The sequence below is a fragment of the Isoptericola sp. NPDC019693 genome (assembly GCF_044389085.1).
In the GTDB taxonomy this organism is placed as follows: domain Bacteria; phylum Actinomycetota; class Actinomycetes; order Actinomycetales; family Cellulomonadaceae; genus Isoptericola.
This window is the reverse complement of record NZ_JBIRXP010000007.1, coordinates 128,055-146,570: the sequence shown is the minus strand read 5'-3', so window position 1 is coordinate 146,570 and position 18,516 is coordinate 128,055. Positions and strand designations below refer to the sequence as shown.

Genomic DNA, 18,516 nt, shown 5'->3' with positions numbered 1-18,516 from the left:
GACGTGGCGGTGCGTCCGCGACGTCGTGGTGCTGCAGCCATCGTGGTTCCGGCCGTCGTCCGGGGGCATCGCCTGGTGGTCGCGGCGGGTCTCAGCCGAACGGATGATGCGCCCGCCCGGGGCAGCCTGCGAGCCTGGCAGGCGTCGTCCAGCACCGGAGGAACCTCATGACCGCTCGCCCCCACCGGGCCGGAGCCCGTCGCGCACGAGCACGGCTGGCCGTCCTCGCCGCCGCCCTCGCCGCGGCGGTGACGCTGACGGCGTGCTCCGCCGGCGACGACCCCGCCCCTGAGGTCGCCGACGAGGGGACGGCGTCGGCCGGCACCGCCACCGCCGAGCTGTGGCGGGCCGTCGAGAGCGGCGACGCCGACGCCGTGCGGCAGGCGATCGACGGCGGCGCCGACCTCGAGGCGCGCGGGGACGGCGACGCGACACCCCTCGTCGCGGCGACCAAGGCGGGGCGCACGGACGTGGCCCTGGCCCTGCTCGACGCCGGCGCCGACCCCGACGCGAAGGACGCGATGGAGGACTCCGCGTTCCTGTACGCGGGTGCGGAGGGGCTCGACGAGATCCTCGCGGCGACGCTGGAGCACGGCGCCGACGTGGCGAGCGTGAACCGCTTCGGCGGGACCGCCCTCATCCCGGCCAGCGAGCACGCCCACGTCTCGACGGTCGCGCTCCTCATCGACGCTGGCGTCCCGCTCGACCACGTCAACGGCCTGGGGTGGACCGCCCTGCACGAGGCGATCGTGCTCGGCAACGGTTCCGCCGACCACGTCGAGACGGTCCGGCTCCTGCTCGAGGCGGGCGCCGACCCGACGCTCCCGGACCGTGAGGGCGTGGCTCCCCGCGACCTGGCGGCCCGGGCCGGTCAGGACGAGATCGTCGCCCTGCTCGACGCCGCCGCCTGACGCTCAGGCGGGTTCAGGCGGGCTCAGGCAGGCGCGAGGCGCAGCAGCGCCCCGGGCGCCAGCTGCCCCAGGAGCCACAGGTGCGTCGAGGCCACCGCCGCGACCACCGGGTAGCCGCCCGTGAGCGGGTGGTCGGCGCCGAACAGCACCGGCAGCCCGTCCGGCGGCACCTGCAGCGCGCCGGTCACGCACGCCTCGCTGGGCAGCTCTCGCTGCCGGGTGCCGGCCGTCCGCGTCAGGGGCGCGCCGTCGAGCCGCAGCCCCACGCGGTCGGAGCGGTCGGTCACGCGCCACACCTGGGACGCGAGCCGGGCGACGGCGTCGGCGGTGAACCAGTCGTCGTGCGGGCCGAGCACGACGGGGAGCGTCGTGACCTCGCCCGGCGCGGGCAGCGCCGCGGGGTCCGGCGCCCCGACGTCGTCCACCGCCACCGCCGAGGTGTTGTGGGCGCGATTTCGGCGGGTATCCGACCCTGGATTCCCGCCGAAATTGCGCCCACAACGCAGGGGGGTGCCCGGGGCGAGGGGGTCCGGGCCCAGGTGGGCGAGGGTGTCGGTCGCGCGCGAGCCGAGCACGCGCGGCACGCCGACCCCGCCGCGGAGGGCGACGTACGAGCGCCACCCACGCGCCGGGGCGCCCAGGGCGAGCTCGTCGCCGGCGCGCAGGCGGAACGCCCGCGCCCGGGGTGCGCGGCGGGCGTCGTCCGGGTCGCCGCCGCGGTGCACGACGGCGCCCGCGTCGGCCCCGGCGAGCGCGACGACGACGTCGGCCCGGGCGCGCAGCCGCAGCCCGCCGCCCACGGCCTCGACGGCGGCGGCCCAGACGGGGTTGCCCACGGCTCGGTTCGCGGCGCGCAGGCTGCGGGGGTCGGCGGCACCGGAGGCCGAGACTCCGAGGTGCGCGAGCCCCGGTCGGCCCAGGTCCTGCACCAGCGCCTGCAGCCCGGGCGTCACGACCTCCAGCCCGGCGTCCGACGTCCCCGTCCACCCGGTGCCCGACGTCGTCGGCGCGGCAGTTCGGGTTCGCGTCGGCAGTTCGGACTGCCGCGCCGAGCCCGAACTGCCGCCGTGAGCGACCCCGCCGCCCCGGGCCGACTCGCGCACGGCGACGAACCGCACCCGGTCGCCGGGGGCCCACGGGGTCGGCGGGTCGCGGTCGGCGTCCCACGTGACGACGTCGGTGCGGCCGACCAGCTGCCAGCCGCCCGGGCTGGCGCGCGGGTAGACGCCCGAGTACGGGCCGGCCAGCGCCACGGCCCCGGCGGGCACCCGCGTGCGCGGGGACTCCCGCCGCGGCACGACCAGCGTCGCGTCGTCCCCCGTCAGGTAGGCGAACCCCGGGGCGAAGCCGACGAACCCCACGACCCACGAGGCCCCCGCGTGCCGGCGCACCACCTCCTCCGGGCTGCACCCGAGCAGGCGCGCGACGTCGGCCAGGTCCTCGCCGTCGTACACCGTGGGGATCTCGACGAGCCGCCCGCCGGTCGGCCCGCCGGTCAGCGGCGCCACCGCGGCGGCGCGCGCCCGCAGCCGCTCCGCGAGCCGGGCCGCGGGCAGCCGCCACCGGTCGAACGGGACCAGCAGCGTCCGCGCGCCGGGAACGGGCTGCCCGACGCCGGGCAGCGGGTCGGCGCGCAGCGACGCGTCCAGCGCGAGCGCGTGTGCGAGGTCGTCGACCTCGACGAGCAGGGCGTCGTCGCGCGCGGGCAGGACGCGCGCCCCGCCCACCGTCAGGCCCCGGGGGCCGCGGGGGCGAACGCGGCGAGGGTGACACCCGCGTCGTCGAACGCCGCCCGCACCCGGCGGGCCATGTCGACCGCCCCGGGGGTGTCGCCGTGCACGCACACCGAGTCGGCGGGCACCCGCACCACGCTGCCGTCGACGGCCTCGACCACGCCTTCGGTGACGAGCCGGAGCATCCGGCGGGCCACGACGTCCGGGTCGTGCAGGACGGCGCCCGCCTCGCTGCGCGGCACGAGCATGCCGGCGGGCGTGTAGGCACGGTCGGCGAACGCCTCCGTGGCCGTGGCCAGGCCGGCGGCCCCGGCGGCGTCGAGCGCGAGCGTGCCGGGCAGCCCGAGCAGCACGAGCGTCGGGTCGACGGCGGCGACGGCGGCGGCCACGTCGGTCGCGACGCGCTCGTCCGTCGCCGCCCGGTGGTAGAGGGCCCCGTGCGGCTTCACGTACGTGACGCGGGTGCCCTCGGCTCGGGCCAGGGCCTGGAGCGCACCGACCTGGTAGACGACGTCGGCCCGCAGCTCGGCCGACGGGACGTCGATGTCGCGGCGGCCGAAGCCCGCCAGGTCGCGGTAGCCGACGTGCGCCCCGACCGCGACGCCGCGGTCGGCGGCCAGGTGCAGCGTGCGCCGGATCGACACCGGGTCGCCCGCGTGGAAGCCGCACGCCACGTTGGCGGACGACACGACGTCGAGCATCGCCTCGTCGTCGCCGAGGGTCCAGCGGCCGAAGCCCTCGCCGAGGTCGCTGTTGAGGTCGACGGTGGTCATGCGCCCAGTCTGCCGCGAGCCGCGGCAGGCGGGGCGTACCAGGGGGCGGGGCGGGCATTCGGGGCGTTCCGCATGACTGTCGAGTGAACTCTTGCCGCAGGGGTGGCACGCGCGTGAGGCATGCCGCAGAGTGAGAGGACGGTCCTGTCGCCCGTGTCACACGACGACCCCAGGTTGTGGCAGGATCCGAGCGCCTGAGCAGTGCCGATGGGGGAGGTTCGTCGTCGTGAGGTCTCCGAAGGACACCGTGCGGGGCGTGCGTGTCGGCAGGATGCTCGCGACGGCGACGGCCTCGTGCGTGCTCGCGGCCGGATTCGTCGCGGCGCCCGTCGCCGGCCTCCCGTGGAACGGTGACCGCCTCCAGACCCTCGCGGCCGACCAGCACACCCCCGACGTGGGCGCCGGGAGCCCGGTGGGCGAGGGGGTCTCCGTCGGCGTCGTGGGGGCGTCGGCGTCGACCGGCCCGACCACGCTGCCGGAGGTGCTGGGCGTCCTCGAGCGCGCCGAGCTCGCGGGCCAGGACGCGGGCAGGAGGGTGACGCCCGCGGTGGAGCAGGCCGCCGCCGAGCTCGGCATGCTCCTCAGCACGTACCTGGCGCAGCAGGCCGCGACGTCGTCCGACCGCCCGTTCGCGGCGGCGGACGCCGAGGTGCCCGCGCCGGTCCTCCCCGCGCCCGGGCCCGAGGTGACAGAGCCCGAGGTGACAGAGCCGGAGGTGACCGGGCCCGAGGAGATCGTGCCCGAGGAGACCGGGCCCGAGGTGACGACGCCCGACCTCGTTCCCCCGGCGACCGTCGACGGCCCCGAGGCAGTGCCCGTCGCGCGCCAGATCGCGCTCGACCCCGACGACGAGCCCGCCCCGGCGGCCCCGGCCGAGCAGCCGGGCACCCAGCAGCCGGACGCCGAGCAGCCGGACGCCGAGCAGCCGGACGCCGCGCAGCCAGACACGGAACACCCTGACACCGAGCAGCCGGCAGTCGAGGACGCGCACGCGGACGACGAGGTGACGTTCGACGACCTCGTCGTCGCCGCGACGCGCCTGGCCACGCTGCTGGACCCGGCGACCACGACGCTCGAGGCGGGCATCCTGCCGGCAGGGGCCGACGGGACGGTCGCCGCGCGCGCCACGCTGACCGCGAGCCTGCGCGAGGTCGTCGACCGGTACGGCAGGAGCACGGCGGGCTTCGCCAACGGGCGCATCCCGGCGTCGGCGCTGTGCCCGCTCGACTTCGCCCCCGGCCACCTGCTGCGCTGCGACGCCGCCGAGCAGCTCTCCGCGCTCAGCAGGGCGTACGAGAAGGAGTTCGGGGTGCCCATCCCGATGACCGACTCGTACCGCTCGCTGGAGCTGCAGATCCGCGTCAAGGCCACGAAGGGCTGGCTCGCGGCGACGCCGGGGACGTCGAACCACGGGTGGGGGATCGCCGTCGACCTGGGCTACCCGATCTCCACCTTCACGTCCGCGGAGCACGCCTGGATGCGCGTGCACGGCCCCGACTACGGCTGGGACAACCCGTCGTGGGCGCGCTCCACGGGCGCGAAGCCCGAGCCGTGGCACTTCGAGTTCTTCGCCGCCGGCCCCGTCCCCGACCGGGCGTGGAAGGCGGACGACGTCGCGGCGGGAGCCGGCGGTCCCACGGCTCCGGCGGAGCGGCGCGGCGACGACGCCGGCGACCGCACGGGCACGAGCTCCGGCAAGGGCAGCGGCTCCGGTCAGGGCTCCGCCGCGGACAAGGACGGCAAGGGCAAGGCGGCGAAGGCCGGCGGCGGCACGGCGAAGGGCAACGCCTCCGGCCAGGGCGGCAAGGCGCCCGGCGCCACGACCGGCGGTGGGCAGGACGGCAAGGGCCAGGGCGGCGGCTCGTCCGAGCAGCCCGGCACGACCGCGAAGGTCACCGTGCCGGACGTCGCCGGCCAGACCGTCGCCACGGCGAAGAAGAAGCTCCAGTCGCTCGGGCTGAAGGTGACGACCGTGACGCGGGCGGACGACGACGTCCGCAAGGGCACGGTCGTGACGACGCGGGGTGCCGGCACCAAGGTCCGGCCTGGCTCGACCGTCACCCTCGTCGTCTCGAGCGGGCCCGGCGCGACGCCGGCGCCGGAGCAGGTGGCCGTCCCGTCGGTGGCCGGCCAGGACGGCGAGGCGGCGGAGCAGGCGCTGCAGGACGCGGGCCTCGACGTGACCAGGGTCGAGGAGCACAGCACGAAGCAGCCGGCCGGGGTCGCGCTGCGCACCGACCCGGGCGCCGGGAGCGAGGTCAAGCCGGGGTCGACCGTGACCCTGGTCGTCTCGAGCGGCCCGGAGGAGGAGCCGGTGGAGCAGGTGACGATCCCCGAAGTCACCGGGATGACCGTGGCCGCCGCGCGGGCGAAGCTCGAGGAGCTCGGGTTCGCGGTGGAGACGTCCGGCGACGTCGGGGACGACGACCTGGTCGTCAAGACCCGGGACGCGGGGGAGAAGGCCGACAAGGGCTCGACGGTGCTCATCACGGGGGGTGCGGCCGCGCCGGTCCCGGAGGTCGCCGGGTCCACGGTCGCCGCCGCCCGCGAGGAGCTCGAGCAGCACGGGTTCGACGTCGTGACCGAGGAGGGCGTCGAGGACGACGCCGAGGTCGAGGGCACCGACGTCGCGGCGGGCGAGGTCGTGCTCCTGGGCACCGAGATCACCCTCGTCGTGCGGACGGGTGAGGACGAGTGACGTCGACCCCGCCGGCCACGGAGACCCCGGGCGAACGGCGGACGCGCGAGGCGCTGGAGGCGTCGGGCATCGAGTTCCGGATCGTCCGGCACGGCCCGGTGCGCTCGCTCGCGGAGGCCGCCGCCGCCCGCGGCGTCACGCCGGCGCAGGTGGTCAAGACGATCGTGGTGCGTCGCGGCGACGGCGACTTCCTGTTCGTGCTGGTGCCGGGCGACCGCACGATCTCCTGGCCGCGGCTGCGCGCCCTCCTCGGGGTGTCCCGGCTGTCGATGCCGGACAAGGAGGTGGCCCGCGACGTCACCGGGTACGAGCGGGGCACGATCACGCCGTTCGGCTCGCTGACCGCCTGGCCGGTGGTCGCGGACGCACGTCTCGTGGACGGGGGGCCGGTGTCCGTCGGGGGCGGCGGGCACGGGGTCTCCGCCACGGTCGACGGCGCCGACCTGGTGCGTGCGCTCGATGCACGGGTCGCGGACGTCACGGACCTGGACGACCCTGGACCCGCGGGCCCCGCCCGCACGACGCCGGCCGGTCCGGCGTCGACCCGCCGGGAATGACCGGATGCTGGACGAATTCGCCTGACGGGGGAACACTCGACGCGGGCCGTGTGCTGATGGAGAGGACGCCGACCGCGTCCCCAGGCCGCACGGGCCCCACGCACGGGAGCATCACGACCACATGGACATCGACAGCAGCAGCGACCCCGGGCCGAGCTCGGGGATCGCATCCCGTACCACCGACGAGGCGACGGTCCTCACCCTGTGGGGCGAGGTCGACGCGGCGCTGCGCGAGGCGGCGAGCGACGCGATGGCGGGGCTCGCGGCACGCGCCACCGCGCTACCCGTCGTGCTGGACACCCGGGACGTCACGTTCATCGACTCCTCCGGGGTCGCCTTCATCCTGCAGGTGTACATGCTGGGTCAGGAGACGGGGACGTCCGTGAGCCTGTACCAGCCGTCCGAGGCGGTCGCCGAGGTGCTGGAGATGGTCGGCATGGGCGGCCGCATCCCCCTCGCGGAGGCCGTGCCCGCCGGCCGCGCGGGCTGACCGGGTGCGCCTCCCCGCGGGCGTCGACAGCGGGGTCGTCCGCGCCGCGCGCCTCGCCGCCACAGGGCTGCGCGGCGCCGGTCCGGGGGACGCGCCCGCCGTCGTCGACGCGCTCCTCGCCGTGCAGGGGCAGGAGCTGCAGCCCGCCCTCTGGGGGGTCTCGCGGCGCGTGGCGCCGGCGTCGCGCCCGGGCCGCGCCGCGCTGAATGCGGCGCTCGCCGACGGCGAGCTGCTGCGCACCCACGTGCTGCGCCCCACCTGGCACCTGGTGTGCCCCCGGGACGCGCGGTGGCTGCTCGAGCTCACCGCGCCCCGGGTCGAGAGGCTCATGGCGTCCACGGAGCGGTCGTGGGACCTCGGCGACCTCGGCCCCGGGACGGACGCCGTCGCCGCGGTCGTCGCGGACGGTCCGCGCACCCGCGCGGAGATCAAGGCCGAGCTGGTCGCCCGCGGCGTGCTGGCCTCCGACGCGCCCGGCCTCGCGTTCACCCAGATGCTCATGCACGCGGAGCTGCAGCGCCTGGTGATCAGCGGCCCGCCCCCGGCGGGCAAGGAGCTGCAGCACCAGTCGTACGCGGCGTTCGACGACCGGGTCGGCGCGGGCTACGGCCCGCTGGGCGAGCGGTTCGACGCCGAGGACGCCGTCGTCGAGCTGTGGCGCCGCTACCTGCCCGGGCGCGCGTTCGCGACCGTCAACGACCTCCGCCTGTGGAGCGACGTCACGGTGCGGGACCTCGCGCCCGCGCTCGCCGCGCTGGTCGACGCGGGGGACGTGGTCCAGGTGCCGGGCGTCGGCGACCTCGACGGGCTGACGCTCGTGGCGACGGCGGCCACCGCGCAGGCGTGGGCCGACGGCGGCACGGTGGACGACGGCGGGCAGGAGGCCGCCGGAGGACGGCCGGTCGCCGACCTGCTCCAGGCGTACGACGAGCTCCTCATGTCCTACCGGGAGACCCGGCACGTGGTGCTCGACCCGGCGCTCCCGCCGGCCGACCGGGCCGGGGCGTACGTGCACTCGCTGGCGGTGGACGGCGTCGTCGCGGGCCGCTGGCGGTGGCCGGCCGGGCGGACCGCGCTCGACGTGCAGTGGCTGCGCGAACCCACGGCGGCCGAGCGCGTCGCGCTGGACGCCGCGGTGGCCGACCTCGACGCGTACCTGGCCTGAGCGGGGGACGCACCCGGGCCGGACGTCGCCGGACAGCGCCGGACATGGACGAGGCCGCCGCTGCGCGGCTCCAGGTGGCAGGGTGGTCCCGTGCATCACAACTGGGCCGGGAACCTCACCTACTCCGCACGCTCCGTCGCGCGCCCCGCGTCGCTGGAGGAGCTGGCCGACGTCCTCGCGGGCGGCGGCCAGGTGCGCGCGCTGGGCTCGCGCCACTCGTTCAACGACGTCGCCGACACGGACGGCGTGCACGTCCAGGTGGACGGGCTCGACGACGGTCGGCCGGCCGTGGAGCCGCTGACGCCGGAGGGCGGCGTCGAGGGCGACGTGGTGTCCGTGAACGCGGGCCTGCGCTACGGCGAGGTGTCGCGCGCCCTGCACGCGACCGGCCGCGCGCTGGGCAACCTCGCGTCCCTGCCGCACATCTCCGTGGCCGGCGCCGTCGCGACGGCCACCCACGGCTCCGGCGACACGAACCAGAGCCTGGCGAGCGCCGTCGAGGGCCTGGAGATCATGACCCCGGGCGGCGAGCTGCGGCGCATCACCCGCGTGGGCGACCCCGGCGTCTTCCCGGGCACCGTCGTGTCGCTCGGTGCGCTGGGCGTCGTGACCCGCGTCGAGCTGCGCACGGTGCCGGCGTACGTGGTGCGGCAGGACGTCGCGGCGGACGTCCCGTGGGACACCTTCGTCGCGAGCTTCGACGCGATCACCTCCGCGGCGTACTCGGTGAGCGCCTTCACGAGCTGGGACGAGCCGGCGGTGCGGCACGTGTGGTTCAAGTCCGTGGCCCGCGCCGACCGGCCGGAGGTGCGCGGGCTCGGCCCCGACTTCCTGCGCTGGGCGGACGTGCCGGTGCACCCGCTGCCGGGCGTGGACCCGTCGGCGTGCACGGAGCAGCTCGGGGTGGACGGGCCGTGGCACGAGCGGCTGAGCCACTTCCGGCTGGAGTTCACGCCGTCGGCCGGCGAGGAGGTGCAGTCGGAGTACCTGCTGCCGCGCCGCAACGCCGCCGCGGCGATCGAGGCGATGCGTCGCCTCGGGCCGACGGTCGCGCCGCTGCTGCAGACCAGCGAGATCCGCACGGTCGCGGCCGACGACCTGTGGCTCAGCCCGTTCGACGAGCCGTCGATCGGGTTCCACTTCACGTGGCTGCCGCGCGAGGACGACGTGCGGGCCGTGCTGCCCGCCGTCGAGCAGGCGCTGGTGCCGCTGGGGGCGCGGCCGCACTGGGGCAAGGTCAGCACGCTCGACGCGCGCACGACGGCGGCGCTGTTCCCCCGGTTCGACGACTTCCGCGACCTGGCCGCGCGGTTCGACCCGGACGGGCGGCTGCACGGCGGGCTGGTGGGACGGCTCCTCGCCGGCTGACGCCGTCGAGGAGCGGCGCGCCGGGCGGCTGGCCCTGGCCGCCGTCGTCGGGCAGCATCGTCCGGTGAGACACGTTTGACGCGACGACGCTCACCGTGGAGGTTCGACGCCTGTGAGCACTACGACCACTGACCACTCGCCTCCCCGGGAGCAGTTCACCGGGCAGGTCGGCTTCATCCTGTCCGCGATCGGCTCCGCCGTCGGGCTCGGCAACATCTGGCGCTTCCCCGGGGTCGCGTACGAGAACGGCGGTGGCGCCTTCCTGGTGCCCTACGTGATCGCGCTGCTGACCGCGGGCATCCCGATCCTGTTCCTCGACTACGCGCTGGGGCACCGCTTCCGCGGCAGCCCGCCCACCGTGCTCCGCCGGGTGCGGAAGTGGCTCGAGACCCTGGGCTGGTTCCAGGTGATGATCTGCTTCGTCATCGCCATCTACTACGCGGCGATCATCGGCTGGGCGCTGAGCTTCTTCGTCTACTCCTTCACGCTGAAGTGGGGCGACGACACCGCGGGCTTCTTCACCGGCGAGTACCTGCAGCTCTCCGACACCGCGAACGGCGGCGCGTGGTTCACGCTCGACTTCGTGCCCGCGGTGCTGATCCCGCTGCTGCTGGTGTGGGTCGCGACCATCGCCGTGCTCGTGGGCGGCGTCGCGAAGGGCATCGAGAAGGCCAACGTGATCTTCCTGCCGCTGCTGGTGATCGCGTTCACCGTGCTCGTGGTGCGGGCGATCTTCCTGGACGGCGCCACCGACGGCCTCAACGCCTTCTTCACGCCCGACTGGAGCGCGCTGGGCGACATGAACGTGTGGATCGCCGCCTACGGGCAGATCTTCTTCTCGCTCTCGGTCGCGTTCGGCATCATGATCACGTACTCGTCGTACCGGAAGCGCAAGGCGAACCTCACGTCTCCGGGCCTGGTCGTGGCGTTCTCCAACTCGGGCTTCGAGATGCTGGCGGGCATCGGCGTGTTCGCCGCCCTCGGCTTCCTCGCGCACGAGCAGGGCGTCGGCGTCGGCGACCTCGAGGGCATCACCGGGCCGATCCTGTCGTTCGTGACGTTCCCCGCCGTCGTCTCGCAGATGCCGGCCGGCCAGCTGTTCGGCGCGCTGTTCTTCGGGTCGCTGGCGATGGCCGGGTTCACGTCGCTGATCTCGATCCTCCAGGTGGTCGCGGCCGGCTTCCAGGAGAAGTTCGGCCTCACGCGCCGCAAGGCCGTGCTGTGGATCGGCGTCGTCGCCGCCGTCCTGTCCGTGGTCGGCTTCTCGACGACGACGGGGCTCATCGCCCTCGACACGATCGACAACTGGTCGAACCAGGTCGGCATCGTGGCCTCCGCGGTGCTCATGTGCGTGTTCCTCGTGTGGCTGCTGCGCACCAGCCCGGAGCTGCGCTACCACATGAACGCCGTGTCCACGGTGCAGGTGGGGCGCTGGTGGTACGTCTGCGTCGGGGCGATCGTGCCGGCGGTGCTCGCGTACATGCTGGTCTCGCGCATCGTCGACCTCGTGCAGAACGGGTACGAGGGTTACGACGAGACCTACCTGCTGTACGCCGGGTGGGGCACGCTCGTGGTGCTCGTCGTCGGCGCCGTCCTGCTGACGCTGCCGCGCTGGCGGCGCAGCCCGGACGACTTCGTCGCCTGGCCCGCCTACCCGCCGGTCACGGCCTCGACGACGAAGGGGGCGTCCCGATGAACACCGACGCGATCCTGCTCATGGTGCTGTCGCTGGCGGTCGTCTGGGGCGGCCTGCTGGTCAGCATCCTCGCCCTGCGCGCCCGCCCCGAGCGGGCCGACTTCCCGCCCGGCGGGGACGACGACCACCGCGCGGACGACGCCATCACCGAGCGCGACACCTGACCTCCATGCCGAGGTAGTTCGAGACTCGCTGAGGTAGTTCACAGGGCGGCCCGCACTGGTTGGGCCGCCCTGCGAACTACCTCGGCGAGATGCGAACTACCTCGGCGCTACTCGTCGTCGCGGTTCTCGCGGACCTTCTCCACGCCCTCCTTGAGCAGGAAGAGCGGCAGGAGGAACGCGGCGAGCATCCCCGCCAGCCACACGATGACGGGGCCGACGATCCAGCCGGCGACGCCGCCGACGTCGAGCCCGTCGGTGAAGATCACGGCGATCAGGAGCGCGACGAACGTCGAGAGCAGGCCGACGCCGCCGACGAGGGCGGGCGCGTTGTTGCGGGCCACCTTGGTGAGGAACGGCGAGATGATCGCCTGGACGACGGCGAAGATCACGATCGTGAGCACGAAGCCCAGCGGCTCGGACCAGGTGATGGAGAACGTCTCCAGGTCGAAGGCGGCGAAGATCCACGCGGCGACGAGCACGCCCACCGCCGCTGCCAGCAGGAACACGGCCGTGCGGAGCAGGAACCTGATCATGCTCGGAGCGTAGGTCCGGGCGGCACGCGCGGCACGTCGAGGGGATGCGACGTCAGACGGGGACGGCCAGGAGCCCGATGCCCGCCAGCACGACGAGCGAACCGACGATCTTCACGGCCGGGCGGGGCTCCTTGAACAGCCACCAGGCCAGCAGCGTGCCGATGACGATGCTCGACTCGCGGGCCGGGGCCACGAGCGCGACGGGCGTCGTCTGCATCGCGACCAGCACGAGGATGTATCCCAGCGGCGACAGCACGGCCACGAGCGCGATCTCCCGCGCGTGCCGCCGGCTCATCCGCACGGCCTCCGCGCGCCGGTCCCGGTCGCGCAGGACGGGCGCCAGCGTGAGCGACTGCCACACAGCGGTGCATGCGTAGTAGGCCACGGGGGCGAGGGCGAGGCTCGTGACGGCGTAGCCGTCCCAGAGCGTGTACGCGGCGATGGTGGCGCCGGTCGCGAGCCCCCAGCGCACGCCGACGAGGCCGCGCGAGGCGTCGATGCCGTGCGCCCCGGAGCTGGCGACCACCGCGACGCCCGCGATCACCACGAGCCCGCCCGCCACGTGGACGGCGTCCGCCTGCTCCCCGAGGGCGACGAGCGCGACGAGCATGGTGAGCAGCGGCCCGGTGCCCCGCGCCGTCGGGTAGACGATCCCCAGGTCGGCGCGCGCGTACCCGGTGTTGAGCGCCACGCCGTACAGGTTGTGCAGCACGCCCGAGACGGCCCCGGCCAGGACCAGCGGGCCGAGGTCGGGCCAGCCCTCGCGCGCCAGGACCACCAGCCGACGGGTACCCACAGCACGGCCGAGGCCGTGCCGTACAGCCACACGAAGACGCGCGAGTCCCCGTCCACCCGCTTGGCGGCCACGTTCCACACCGCGTGCAGCACGGCCGCGACGAGGACGAGGGCGAGCGAGGCGGGCGACATCGGCCACGACGGTACTCGGCGGCGCACACTGGTGCGGGGACGTCCCGGCCACCAGCCGGTTTGGAGAATAATTCCTCGGGCTGCATACTCATGCATCGACCCCTCGCACGACTCCCGGAGCCCACCATGCGCACCCGCCACACCCTCGCGGCGACCGTCGTCACCTCGGCCGTCGCCGCCCTCGCCCTCACCGGCTGCACCACGGCCTCGCAGGAGACCGGCTCGACGCCGGGCGCGTCCGGCGACAGCACGGCCGCGGCCGTCGACCTCGACGCCATCCAGCAGGACGACGCCGTCGCCGACCTGGTCCCCGCCTCCGTGGCCGAGGACGGCGTGCTGACGGTGGGCTCGAACCTCCAGTACGCCCCGGTGGAGTTCCTCGACGCGGACGGCAAGACGCCGGTGGGCCTCGACATCGACATCGCCACGGCCCTCGCGAAGACGATGGGCCTGGAGCTCCAGGTGGAGAACGCGGGCTTCGACTCGATCATCCCGGCGATCGGCACGAAGTACGAGGTCGGCATGTCGGCGTTCTCGGTGACGCCCGAGCGCCTCGAGACCGTCGACATGGTCAGCTACTTCACCGCGGGCACGCAGCTCGCCGTCGCGACGGGCAACCCGGACGGCGTGTCGCCCGACGACCTGTGCGGCGTCACCGTGGGCGTGCAGACCGGCACCATCCAGCAGGACGACCTGACCGCGATGAGCACGGAGTGCACCGACGCCGGCAAGGAGGCGATCGACGTGCTGCCGTACGACTCCCAGTCCGACGTCACCACCAACCTCGCCGGCGGCAAGCTGCAGGCCATGTCCGCGGACTCGCCGATCATCGCCTACGCCGCCGAGCAGACGGACGGCGCCGTCGAGGCGCTGGGCGAGATCACCGACGCCGCGCCGTACGGCGTCGCCGTCGCGAAGGACGACGCCGAGCTCGCGAAGGCCGTGCAGGCCGGGCTGCAGAAGCTCATGGACGACGGTGTGCTCGCCCAGGTCGCCGACACCTGGGGCTCCGGCGCGGCCGTGCTCGACACGGCCGAGCTGAACCCGGCAGGCTGATGCCGTGACCGACCAGATGCCCGAACCCCTGCACGCCCGGCCGGTGCCCCGGCCGGGCAGGTGGGTGTCGGCCGTGGTCGTCCTCGTCCTCGTGGCGATGGCCGTCAACGCGCTCGTCACCAACCCCAACTTCCGCTGGGACACCGTCTGGCTCTACCTGCGCGACGTCGTCGTCGTGCGCGGCGTGGGCTGGACGCTCGTCCTCACGTTCGGCTCGATGGCCATCGCCGTCGTGCTGGCCGTGCTGCTGGCGGTGATGCGGCGCAGCGACAACCCCGTGATGCGGTCGGTGTCGTGGTTCTGGATCTGGTTCTTCCGCGGCACCCCCATCTACACGCAGCTCGTGTTCTGGGGCCTGCTGTCGGTGCTGTACCCGCGGCTCTCCCTCGGCATCCCGTTCGGGCCCGAGTTCTGGACGTTCACCACCCAGGACGTGATCACCGCGTTCTGGGCGGCCTTGATCGGCCTCGCGTTCAACGAGTCCGCGTACCTGGCGGAGATCGTCCGCGCCGGCCTGTCGTCGGTGGACCCCGGGCAGACCGAGGCCGCGAAGGCGCTCGGGATGAAGGACGGCAAGATCCTGCGCCGCATCGTGCTGCCCCAGGCGATGCGCGTCATCGTGCCGCCCACGGGCAACGAGACCATCTCGATGCTCAAGACGACGTCGCTGGTGCTGGCGATCCCGTTCACGCTCGAGCTCACGTACGCCACCAACCAGATCGGCAGCCGCATCTTCCAGCCGATCCCGCTGCTCATCGTGGCCGCGCTCTGGTACCTGCTCATCACGTCGGTGCTGATGATCGGCCAGCACTACCTGGAGCGGTACTACGGCCGCGGGTTCGACGGCGGCCGCACCGGCCGTGGTGGTCGCGGCGGTCGTGGCCCCCGGGTCGGTCGCAAGCCCCGCAAGCAGGACCTCATCGGCGCGTCCGGCACCACCAAGGACGACCCCTTCCTGGAGGTGACCCCATGATCGCGTCGGCCGCGGCCTCCGCGCCTGCCGAGTCCGCCGAGACCATGGTCGAGGTCCGCGACGTGCACAAGGTGTTCGGCCGCGGGCACGACGCCGTGCACGTGCTCAAGGGCGTCTCCCTCGACGTCCCGCGCGGCTCCGTGACCGTGGTGCTGGGCCCGTCCGGCTCCGGCAAGTCCACGCTGCTGCGCTGCGTCAACGAGCTCGAGGAGATCACCTCCGGCTCCATCCACGTCGACGGCGACCTCATGGGTTACCGCCGCGACGCCAAGGGCGTGCTGCACCGTCTGCACCCCAAGGTGATCGCGGCGCAGCGCTCCCGAATCGGGATGGTCTTCCAGCGCTTCCACCTGTTCCCCCACATGACGGCGCTGGAGAACGTCATGGAGGCGCCCGTCCAGGTGCGCGGGCTGTCCAAGGCGGAGGCCCGCCGCAGGGGCCTCGAGTTGCTTGACCGGGTGGGGCTCGCCGAGCGGGCGGAGTTCTACCCGGCGCAGCTGTCCGGCGGTCAGCAGCAGCGCGTCGCGATCGCGCGGGCGCTCGCGATGGACCCCGAGCTCATGCTGTTCGACGAGCCCACCTCGGCGCTCGACCCGGAGCTCGTCGGTGAGGTGCTCGCCGTCATGCAGGACCTGGCGCGCTCCGGCATGACCATGATCGTCGTGACGCACGAGATCGGGTTCGCCCGTGAGGTCGCCGACCACGTCGTCTTCATGGACGACGGCGTCATCGTGGAGGAGGGCGCCCCCGCCGACGTGCTGGACAACCCGTCCGAGCCGCGGCTGCGGGAGTTCCTGGCCCACGTGCTCTGACGGGGCGCCGCGCCGTCACGCGGCCGGCGCGTCCACCTCGCGCGACGTGGTCGCCGCGCGCGGCGCACCGGCGACGGCGACGAGCCAGGCCGCCAGGGCGGTGAGCGCCGCCGCCGACCACCCGACCACGATCTGCCGGGCGAGGTCGCGGCACGCCGTGCGCTCCGCGGGCGGGATCGCCCACTCGGTCATGTCGAGGCTGTCGTCGAGCAGCCCGGCCGTGGCCAGCCCCGACATGCAGGTGGTGCCGTCGATCACGACCGGGGCGAGCACCAGCCACCAGCCCACGCCGAGCACGGCGAAGGCCAGCACGGTGACCGTGACGAGCCCTGCGCCGACGTGCCGCCGACGGCGGACGGCGAGGACGATCGTCACGACGGGGACGGCGACCAGCACCACGGTCCACACGACGAAGATCGCCACTCCCAGCCGGTCGCTCGTCATCGGGCGCCTCTCGTCGTCGGCCGACCGTCACAGCACCGAGCAGACACCGCCCCAGTCGGTGTGGCCGATGGTGACCTTCTTCCAGATGTGGGCGGAGTAGCCGCCGGCCGTCGTGCGCGTCTTGGAGATGGTGCGGGTGTCGCCGCTGGACCACGTGCTGCCGGCGCCGGTCAGCCACGTGGTGCCGGTGGGGCAGCCACTGGCGCCGGACGAGACGCGGTAGACGCGCAGGAAGCCGGACACCGAGCCGGACCCGCGGTACTGCCACGACGCATAGACGCGGCCGCTGCTCTTCGACAGGCACATGGTGCCCGGGCCGGACGTGGACGCGCACCGGTTGCCGGACGGCAGCGCCAGCGTGCTCGCCCCGGCCGTCGCGGTGCGCGAGGCGGTGGCGCCGTCCTCGGCGACGGTCGTCGCGTCGTTGCAGTCCTCGAGCAGGTCGACGCGGTGGGTGGACAGGTCCGCGGGGGCGCCCATCGCGAGGTTGTAGTCGCGGTCGACCTCCTCGGAGATCGTGACGTCCTCGAGCGTGCAGCCGCGGGCCGCGGAGTCGGCCTTCCAGTCGGTCGCCTCGGCGGCGGCGCGCTCCTGCGCGGCCCACGCCTCCCACTCGCTCGCGGGGCTGCCCGGGGCGGGGACGCCGGGGAGATTCTCGGGGTCCGTGGCTGCCTGGGACGGCGCGGTCGCGGCGAGGACCACCCCCAGCGCGAGTGCGGCGGTGCCCAGGCCTGTGGCGATGGTCTTCCTGACGGTCCTGCCTCGGCTCATGTCGCTCCTCGGTTGGGCTCCGGCGCGCGGTTCCGGCGTCGTCGTCGACTCTCGCGGTGACTACGGTGTAGCACTCGGGGGGTTGGCGGCAACTCCAGTGGTAGGACGGAAAGGTTTCATCGTGGACGACGCCGACGCCCGGGAGCTGCTGACGCAGATGTGGGTGGAGCAGCACGAGGTGGTCACACGCTTCGTGGCGCGTCGGGTGGAGGCGGGCCTGGTGGACGACGTGGTGTCGGAGACGTTCCTGGTCGCCTGGCGGCGTCTCGCCGACGTGCCGGACGACCCGAAGCCGTGGCTGCTCGGCGTCGCCCGCAACGTGCTCGCGACGCACCTGCGCACGCACGGGCGCTGGCGGGCGCTGGGCGTCCGCCTCGAGCGGGAGCCGCAGGGCGGCAAGGAGGGCACCGACGACCTCGCCGCCGACCGGACCGACCTGCGCCGGGCCTGGGAGATGCTGTCGGACGCGGACCGGGAGGTCATCGCCCTGGTCGCGTGGGACGGGCTCACCGCGGTCGAGGGCGCCCGGGTCCTCGGCATCCGGCCGTCCACGTTCTCCGTCCGGCTGACCCGGGCCCGCAAGCGGCTGCTCGCCTACTCAGGGCTGAAGGCCGACACGGCCACGGTGCTGCGCAACCTCCAGGAGTCGCGATGAAGTCCCCCATGATGGCGGAGCTCGCCGACCTCGATCCCGCCCGGGACCTGCGCGCCCCGGGCCGCCCCGACGACGAGGCGCTGCAGGCGATCCTCGGCACGGCACGGCGGGCCACCCCGATCCGCCGCTCGGGGCGCGCGGGCGTCCTGGCGGGTGCCGCGGCCGCCGCCGTGGTCGCGGTGGCCGGGGTCGCGACGGTGTGGTGGCCGTCCACGCAGGCGGCGTACGCGTCGTGGTCCGCCGTCCCCACCGGCCTGACGCCGGCCGAGGTGCAGACCCGTGCCGCGGCGTGCGACCGGGTGGCGCACGACATCGTCGAGGGCGCCGACGGCCCGCAGGTCGCGGAGGTGCCGATCAGCCCGGTCCTGGCCGAGCAGCGCGGCGACTACACGTACGTGCTGCTCACGGGGGAGGCCGCGACCGGCGAGTGCCTGGTCACGACCCGGGCGTCCGGCGCCACCGACGTCGTCGGCGGCGACGCGGTGCTCGGCTCGGCGCCGGCCGCGCCCGGCCCGCGCGACGTCACGACGGTGCAGTCCGGCACCGCGTCGTGGTCCGAGGGCGACACGGGCGACGGTGCGCTCACGTCGGCCTTCGGGCGCGCCGGGGAGGACGTCGCGTCCTTCGCGCTCACCACCACCTCCGGCGAGCGCGTCGAGGCGACCGTCCAGGACGGCTGGTGGGCCGTCTGGGCGCCGGGCGAGGCGGCCCTCCGCCCGACGGCGGAGGTCACGTTCACGGACGGCGCGACGGCGGAGGTCGCGGTCGGCCGGTGAGGACCGGCGTCCCG

The 18,516-nt window shown here is 74.7% G+C and carries 19 protein-coding genes; 13 read left to right on the top strand and 6 right to left on the bottom strand.

Annotated features, from left to right (window positions below; genetic code table 11):
- The first annotated feature begins 167 nt into the window (after positions 1–167).
- Positions 168–911, top strand: coding sequence for an ankyrin repeat domain-containing protein (locus ACH436_RS19085; RefSeq protein ID WP_430561781.1), 744 nt, complete (start codon positions 168–170; stop codon positions 909–911).
- A 23-nt stretch (positions 912–934) separates the two neighbouring features.
- On the opposite strand, the gene ACH436_RS19080 is transcribed toward ACH436_RS19085, so the two are convergent.
- A complete protein-coding gene (locus ACH436_RS19080; RefSeq protein WP_430561780.1) occupies positions 935–2,638 on the bottom strand; it encodes a carboxyltransferase domain-containing protein in 1,704 nt (567 codons plus the stop codon).
- 2 nt (positions 2,639–2,640) lie between these two features.
- Entirely contained in the window at positions 2,641–3,417 is a 777-nt protein-coding gene (locus tag ACH436_RS19075) for a LamB/YcsF family protein (RefSeq protein WP_430561779.1), read from the bottom strand.
- A 226-nt stretch (positions 3,418–3,643) separates the two neighbouring features.
- Between ACH436_RS19075 and ACH436_RS19070 the strand changes: the two genes are divergently transcribed.
- The 7 genes from ACH436_RS19070 (at position 3,644) to ACH436_RS19040 (ending at position 11,555) form a co-directional block, all read left to right on the top strand.
- A complete protein-coding gene (locus ACH436_RS19070) occupies positions 3,644–6,115 on the top strand; it encodes a PASTA domain-containing protein (RefSeq protein WP_430561778.1) in 2,472 nt (823 codons plus the stop codon).
- Positions 6,112–6,672 carry an aminoacyl-tRNA deacylase gene (locus tag ACH436_RS19065; RefSeq protein WP_430561777.1) on the top strand — a complete coding sequence of 187 codons (561 nt, stop codon included), beginning with the start codon at positions 6,112–6,114 and terminating at the stop codon, positions 6,670–6,672. The genes ACH436_RS19070 and ACH436_RS19065 overlap by 4 nt, the downstream gene beginning before the upstream one ends.
- 121 nt (positions 6,673–6,793) lie before the next feature.
- Positions 6,794–7,162 (top strand): STAS domain-containing protein, encoded by a 369-nt coding sequence (locus tag ACH436_RS19060; protein ID WP_430561776.1) that lies wholly within the window; start codon positions 6,794–6,796, stop codon positions 7,160–7,162.
- Between the two features lie 4 nt (positions 7,163–7,166).
- Positions 7,167–8,327, top strand: coding sequence for a winged helix DNA-binding domain-containing protein (locus ACH436_RS19055; protein WP_430561775.1), 1,161 nt, complete (start codon positions 7,167–7,169; stop codon positions 8,325–8,327).
- 90 nt (positions 8,328–8,417) lie between these two features.
- A complete protein-coding gene (locus ACH436_RS19050; protein ID WP_430561774.1) occupies positions 8,418–9,695 on the top strand; it encodes an FAD-binding protein in 1,278 nt (425 codons plus the stop codon).
- A 112-nt stretch (positions 9,696–9,807) separates the two neighbouring features.
- Positions 9,808–11,391, top strand: coding sequence for a sodium-dependent transporter (locus ACH436_RS19045; RefSeq protein ID WP_430561773.1), 1,584 nt, complete (start codon positions 9,808–9,810; stop codon positions 11,389–11,391).
- On the top strand, positions 11,388–11,555 hold the full coding sequence (locus ACH436_RS19040) for a methionine/alanine import family NSS transporter small subunit (protein WP_430561772.1): 168 nt from the start codon (positions 11,388–11,390) through the stop codon (positions 11,553–11,555). The genes ACH436_RS19045 and ACH436_RS19040 overlap by 4 nt, the downstream gene beginning before the upstream one ends.
- Before the next feature lie 107 nt (positions 11,556–11,662).
- On the opposite strand, the gene ACH436_RS19035 is transcribed toward ACH436_RS19040, so the two are convergent.
- The gene (locus ACH436_RS19035; protein ID WP_430561771.1) at positions 11,663–12,088 is read right to left on the bottom strand and encodes a hypothetical protein; all 426 of its coding nucleotides are present in this window, start codon (positions 12,086–12,088) and stop codon (positions 11,663–11,665) included.
- Positions 12,089–12,140: 52 nt separating this feature from the next.
- Positions 12,141–12,866, bottom strand: a complete 726-nt coding sequence (locus tag ACH436_RS19030; protein WP_430561770.1) for an EamA family transporter — start codon at positions 12,864–12,866, stop codon at positions 12,141–12,143.
- Between the two features lie 275 nt (positions 12,867–13,141).
- On the opposite strand from ACH436_RS19030, the gene ACH436_RS19025 reads away from it, so the two are divergent.
- Genes ACH436_RS19025 through ACH436_RS19015 form a run of 3 tightly spaced genes read left to right on the top strand, consistent with a single transcriptional unit; the run spans position 13,142 to position 15,856 of the window.
- Positions 13,142–14,071 (top strand): ABC transporter substrate-binding protein, encoded by a 930-nt coding sequence (locus ACH436_RS19025; RefSeq protein WP_430561769.1) that lies wholly within the window; start codon positions 13,142–13,144, stop codon positions 14,069–14,071.
- 16 nt (positions 14,072–14,087) lie between these two features.
- A complete protein-coding gene (locus ACH436_RS19020) occupies positions 14,088–15,044 on the top strand; it encodes an amino acid ABC transporter permease (RefSeq protein WP_430561846.1) in 957 nt (318 codons plus the stop codon).
- Positions 15,041–15,856: an amino acid ABC transporter ATP-binding protein gene (locus ACH436_RS19015; RefSeq protein WP_430561768.1), complete on the top strand. Its 816-nt coding sequence runs from the start codon at positions 15,041–15,043 to the stop codon at positions 15,854–15,856. The genes ACH436_RS19020 and ACH436_RS19015 overlap by 4 nt, the downstream gene beginning before the upstream one ends.
- Positions 15,857–15,871: 15 nt before the next feature.
- On the opposite strand, the gene ACH436_RS19010 is transcribed toward ACH436_RS19015, so the two are convergent.
- Positions 15,872–16,300: a hypothetical protein gene (locus tag ACH436_RS19010; protein ID WP_430561767.1), complete on the bottom strand. Its 429-nt coding sequence runs from the start codon at positions 16,298–16,300 to the stop codon at positions 15,872–15,874.
- A 27-nt stretch (positions 16,301–16,327) separates the two neighbouring features.
- A complete protein-coding gene (locus ACH436_RS19005; RefSeq protein ID WP_430561766.1) occupies positions 16,328–17,071 on the bottom strand; it encodes a hypothetical protein in 744 nt (247 codons plus the stop codon).
- Between the two features lie 121 nt (positions 17,072–17,192).
- On the opposite strand from ACH436_RS19005, the gene ACH436_RS19000 reads away from it, so the two are divergent.
- Positions 17,193–17,726 carry an RNA polymerase sigma factor gene (locus ACH436_RS19000; protein WP_430561765.1) on the top strand — a complete coding sequence of 178 codons (534 nt, stop codon included), beginning with the start codon at positions 17,193–17,195 and terminating at the stop codon, positions 17,724–17,726.
- Positions 17,723–18,502, top strand: coding sequence for a hypothetical protein (locus ACH436_RS18995; RefSeq protein ID WP_430561764.1), 780 nt, complete (start codon positions 17,723–17,725; stop codon positions 18,500–18,502). The genes ACH436_RS19000 and ACH436_RS18995 overlap by 4 nt, the downstream gene beginning before the upstream one ends.
- Positions 18,503–18,516: the final 14 nt, after the last annotated feature.